This window comes from Streptomyces sp. NPDC055078 (genome assembly GCF_053607985.1).
This window is the reverse complement of sequence record NZ_JBSGUP010000569.1, coordinates 1-5,435: the sequence shown is the minus strand read 5'-3', so window position 1 is coordinate 5,435 and position 5,435 is coordinate 1. Positions and strand designations below refer to the sequence as shown.

At 70.5% G+C, this 5,435-nt stretch carries 4 protein-coding genes; 3 read left to right on the top strand and 1 reads right to left on the bottom strand.

All coding sequences use genetic code 11. The annotated features are described in order from the left end of the window. Window positions 1-147 precede the first annotated feature (147 nt). Entirely contained in the window at window positions 148-1,014 is an 867-nt protein-coding gene (locus ACWF94_RS32205) for an NAD(P)H-binding protein (RefSeq protein WP_453496579.1), read from the bottom strand. A 271-nt stretch (window positions 1,015-1,285) separates the two neighbouring features. On the opposite strand from ACWF94_RS32205, the gene ACWF94_RS32200 reads away from it, so the two are divergent. The 3 genes from ACWF94_RS32200 to ACWF94_RS32190 all read left to right on the top strand — a co-directional run bounded on the left by ACWF94_RS32200 (window position 1,286) and on the right by ACWF94_RS32190 (window position 5,262). Then, the gene (locus tag ACWF94_RS32200; RefSeq protein ID WP_453496576.1) at window positions 1,286-2,740 is read left to right on the top strand and encodes an amino acid permease; all 1,455 of its coding nucleotides are present in this window, start codon (window positions 1,286-1,288) and stop codon (window positions 2,738-2,740) included. A 599-nt stretch (window positions 2,741-3,339) separates the two neighbouring features. After that, window positions 3,340-4,950: a M6 family metalloprotease domain-containing protein gene (locus ACWF94_RS32195; RefSeq protein WP_453496573.1), complete on the top strand. Its 1,611-nt coding sequence runs from the start codon at window positions 3,340-3,342 to the stop codon at window positions 4,948-4,950. A gap of 3 nt (window positions 4,951-4,953) precedes the next feature. Next, window positions 4,954-5,262 (top strand): hypothetical protein, encoded by a 309-nt coding sequence (locus tag ACWF94_RS32190; RefSeq protein ID WP_453496570.1) that lies wholly within the window; start codon window positions 4,954-4,956, stop codon window positions 5,260-5,262. Window positions 5,263-5,435: the final 173 nt, after the last annotated feature.

Here is a 5,435-nt window from a genome sequence, read left to right as displayed (position 1 = left end):
CCCTCACACCTTCGGCCGAGTCACACGGATCGCCGTGGTGACGGCCGAGGCCACGGGAGTCGCCGACGCAACAGATCGCCGGTCCCGCCGAAGCATCGGCTCGACAGGACCGGCGACCGGCGACCGGCGGATCAGTGGACCGGCGGATCAGCGGAAGTCGGCGACGTGGTCGCGCGCCCACTCGGCGAAGGTACGACCCGGTTTGCCCAGCGCCTCCCGCAGGCCGGGCAGGTCGCCGAAGGCCGCGATATCGAACTCTCCCGCCGCGTCCGGGTCCGCCGCATTGCCGTCGTAGTCGGTGAACCCCAGCAGGAAGTCCGCCGCGTCCGCGGCGAACCCACCCTGGGCGATATAGATCTCCCGCGCCTGCTCCCGGCTGATCTCCACGATGCGGACCTCCTCCCCGAGGGCCGCCGCGATGGCCGCGACCTGCTCGCGCTGGCTGATCGCCGAGGGCCCGTGGACGGTGTACGCCGCGCCGGTGTGTCCGTCTTCCAGGAGCGCGGCGACGGCCACATCGGCGATGTCGCGCTCGTGTACGGGTGCCCACGCCGCGTCGGGGTACGGCTCCCGTACCACCCGTTCGGCACGCACGGACGGCGCCCACAGGGCGACTTTGTTCGCCATGAACTCCCCCGGGCGCACATGGGTCCACTCCAGCCCCGACTCCTCGGCGGCCCGCTCCACCGGCAGATGGAAGGTCGTGTCGGAGCCGTCCGCCGCCGCCGCTGACGACAGGACCACGATCCGCCGCACCCCGGCCTCCTTCGCCAGCGCGACGACCTCGCGGGCGGTGTCGGCCACAGGGAACAGATACATCCGCTCGACGCCCTCCAGCGCGCCCCGCAGACTCTCGGGTCGCTCCAGATCCCCGGCGACGACCTCGGCCCCGCCGGGCAGGGCCGCCGTGTCCGGCCTTCTCGTCAGGGCGCGCACCTCGACGCCCCTGTCGACGAGTTGTCCGACCACGAGACGGCCGACGTTTCCGGTCGCACCGGTCACCAGAATCCTCATCATGCCCCTCCGCCGCGGCTGCCCGCCGCTCACCACTCGTTCGTACGCTGTACGCAATTCCTCGACCAAGGGTACACCGTACGCAGTCGTGGTCAAACGGTGTTCTCACCCCGGCGGCCACCGGCCCGGGGGAAGCCCGCCACGCCTCATCCGCGGGCGGCGTGAGGGTGCCGTTGTGCCGGCCGGGTGACGGCGGCCCGGCACCCGTGGGGTGTCGGTGTCACGGCCACCGCCCCTTCCGGCATGGTGTGCTGGACGGAATGGACTTCAAATGGCCGCCCTCCGGATGGGACACGGCGTTCTGCGGCGCAAGCCGATCGAGCACATCGAGGAGCCCGAAGGAGCACGTACCGAACAGCTCGTCCGCTCGCTCGGGCTCTGGCAGCTGACCGCGATCGGCGTCGGCGGCATCATCGGTGCCGGCATCTTCACCCTGGCGGGCGCGGTCGCGAACGGCACGGCGGGACCTGCCGTACTGGTGTCCTTCCTGATCGCCGGTGTCGCGAGTGCCGCCGCGGCGTTCTCGTACGCCGAGTTCGCCGGTCTGATCCCGAAGGCAGGCTCGGCGTACACCTACGGATACGCCGTGCTGGGGGAACTCGCCGGCTGGTTCATCGGCTGGGACCTGCTGCTGGAGTACACCGCGATCGTCGCCGTCGTCGCCATCGGCATCTCCGGGTATTTCAACTTCCTCGTCGAGGAGGCGGGCGCGGAGCTGCCGGCGTGGATGCTCGGCGCCCCCGGCACGGGCGACGGCCGCCATGTCGACCTGTTCGCGGTGCTGCTGTGTCTCTTCGTGGCCTATCTGCTGAACCTCGGCATCAAGAGCGCGGCACGCTTCGAGGTGGTGGTGGTCGCCCTCAAGGTGCTGGTGGTGCTCCTCGTCATCGGCGTCGGACTGTTCCATATCGATACGGCCAACTACAGCCCGTTCTTCCCGTACGGGATCAACGGCGCGTTCACGGGCGCGGCCACGGTGTTCTTCGCGGTCTTCGGCTACGACGCGATGAGTACGGCGGCGGAGGAGTCCAAGGACGCCCAGCGCCATATGCCGAAGGCGATTCTGTACTCGCTGGGCATCTCCATGGTGCTCTATGTGCTGGCCACCCTGGTGCTGACCGGTATGCAGCACTACACGGACATCGACCCGGAGTCCGGCTTCTCCGCGGCCTTCAAGTCGGTGGGGCTGAGCGGAATCGCCGATGTCGTCGCGGTCGGGGCGATCATCGGCATTCTCACCGTGATGTTCACGTTCATGCTGGGTGTGACCCGGGTGTGGTTCTCGATGAGCCGCGACGGGCTGCTGCCCCGGTGGTTCGCGAAGACCCATCCGACCCGGCATGTGCCGACGCGTGTGACATGGATCGTCGGTGCCGGTTCCGCCGCCATCGCCGGTTTCGTGAAGATCGGCGAGGCGGCTGAGCTGACGAACATCGGCATCCTCCTGGCGTTCGCCGTCGTCTGTGTGTCGGTGATCGTCCTGCGCTACCGGAGGCCGGATCTGCCGCGAGAGTTCCGCTGCCCGTGGATGCCCTTCGTACCCGCGCTGGGTGTGGCGGGCTCGATCTGGCTGATCACCTATCTGCAGTGGCACACCTGGGTACGGTTCGCGATCTGGTTCGCCGTCGGCATGCTGGTCTACTTCGGATACTCCTACCGGCGTTCACACCTCGCGGGGGCCGGGGCCCCGGGCACACTCGATCCCCCGGACACGCCCGGACCCTGACCAACTGGCCGGTGGTGCGGCCACGGGCCCTACCCGCCACGGCCCCTTCCCGCCACGGCCGCTTCCCACCACCGCTCCCCCGCCCACTCCGTGCCCCGGCCCGCGCGGCCCGGGCCGGACCGCGCTACCCGGTGCCCCAGGGCCGGGTGGCGCGTTGTTCGCCGGGCCCTCATCCTGGATGACAGATACATCTCCCGCCCGTGGGCGCCCGGTGTGCCCGGCCTCACCTCGTACGCCGGTGGGCCCTTGACTCACCCCCGCCACGGCGCGTATCCACCGCGTGTACGCATCGGGCCTCGCCGGAAGGCCGTCAGACGCCCGGCCCCTGCGGGGCGCCTTCGCGGGGCACCTTCGCGGAGCACCGCCCGGATATGCGGGCCTGACTGAGCGGGCCTGACTGAGCGGCCGGGCTGGGCGGACCTGGCTGCCGGGACTTCGACGACACACCCCGGAGATACCGGACGCCGTACCTCCGGTCATGGGCGGGCGTCTCGCGGACGGCTCGGCATGGATCCCGCGGATGACTCAGCGTGGTTCACGGTCACAACGTGGTTCGCGGTCACACGGAGCATCGCGGTCACACAGGGAAAGGAAGCGTCATGTCCCCTCACTCAGCGGCCGGCGCCGAGGCTCGCGCCGTCTGGTCGGATTTCTGTGCGGTGTCGCCGAGCCCCGAACTGCGGGACCGGCTACGGAGCGAACTCGAACGCGTACGGGAGTCCAACGCCGAACTCGCCACCCATATCGCTCTCGCCCGCACACCGCGCTGGCCCGGCTTCGACGACGGCACGATCATTCCTCCCGAGGAGTTCCCCGCCGGAACACCCGCGGTCACCATCCGCGCGGCGGCGGCCGAGCGGGCCCCGCTGCGCGGGACCGTCCGGGTGATCGTCGTCCTGGTGGACTTCCCCGACAAGGAGATGGCCGCCACCGCCCAGCACTTCAGGGACCTCTTCTTCTCGGAGAACACGCTGGAATACGGCAGTGTGCGGGACTACTTCAAGGAGGTCACCCACGGTCTGGTCACCATCGCGGGCGAGGTCGTCGGCCCTGTGCGGCTGCCGCAGACGATCGCCTGGTACGCCAACGACAACTTCGGCATCGGCCGTCCGTCCGGCGCCGCCCGGGCCAACATCATGGCCAGGGACACCGCCATCCAGGCCGACCCGTCGATCAACTACACCCCGTACGACAACGACGGCAACGGCTTTGTCGACGCCTTCGTCATCGTGCACGCGGGCAAGGGCGGCGAGGTCACCGGCGACCCCCGCGACCTGTGGTCCCACAAGTGGACCCTGCCCACGCCGTACCGTGCGGACGCCTCCAAGATCTACGGATATCTCACCATCCCGGAGGACGCCAGGATCGGCGTCTGCGCACATGAACTCGGCCACCTCCTGTTCGGCTTCCCCGACCTCTACGACATCGACGGAAGCTCCGAGGGAGCGGGCAACTGGTGCCTCATGGGCGGGGGTTCATGGGGCGGCGGCGGCCATGTCCCCGTCCATCCGTCCGCCTGGTGCAAGGCCCAGCAGCAGTGGGTCTCCACCAACCGCGTCACGGCCGACGGCACCCTGACCCTGCCCGATGTGAAGAACAGCTTTGAAGTGCACCGGCTGTGGAAGGACGGCAGTCCTGGCGGCGAGTACTTCCTCCTGGAGAACCGGCAGCAGTCCGGCTACGACAGGTCCCTGCCCGCTTCGGGGGCGCTCCTCTGGCACGTGGACGACAACCAGCCGGACAACAGCGACGAGAACCACTACAAGGTGGGGCTCGTACAGGCCGACGGCCACCGTGATCTGGAGCGTGGCGGCAACCGCGGCGACAAGGGCGACCCCTACCCGGGGAGCACCGGCAACACCGCCTTCACCGGCAGCAGCGACCCGCCGTCCCACTCCTACGCCGGAGCCGAGACCGGGGTGTCCATCACCGGCATCTCGGCACCCGGTGAGGTGATGACGGCCAACGTGTCGTTCGCCCCGAGCCCGACGGCCGAGCGCGGAATGACGACGGCCACCGAGGCCCGGGCGGACGCGGCTCCCGAACTCACCGGGGAGATCCTGGAGATACAGGCCCGGCTGGCGGCGATGGAGCAGGACCTCGCGAACATCGCCTCCAGGGTCCTCACACCCCTCGTCCACCCGGGGACGCGGTCCGACGCGGCCCAGACCACGGCGGCGCACGGCAACGGCCGGCCGGTGTCCCGGTAGTCCATGGTCCAGGCGATCGAGAACCTGACCACCTTGCGGATCCGACTGGTCAGCAGGGCCCCGCACCCCCGGCTCGCGGAGTGGGACCGGGCAGCGGCCGACATCCTCGATGCCGACCCGGTGCGGGGCTTCGCGGATCTGCTGTCGCGGCGTGTCGGCCGCCGCGAGGAACTGGCGGTCCGCCGGGAACTCCTCGGGGGCGCGGCTCCCGGTACGGTCGTCCGGCTGCGGGCCAGGCTCTCGGCCGGGGCGATCATGGCCGAACCGCACCCGCCCCCAGGGGAGTTCGTCATCGAGACCGCGGCACCGTGATGAACCAGCCGCAGGCCGCCGGGGAACCGTGGGCGTGGAACACGGTGGTGACCGCGCCGGGGCGATGACGCGACCGGCTCCGTGCCGCCGCCTCCGCCGGCGGCCCCCGGGGGGGGGCGGCCGGTGGCCCGATGCGCGGCCGCCCGGGGGCCGGGCGGCCGACCCTCCGGGCG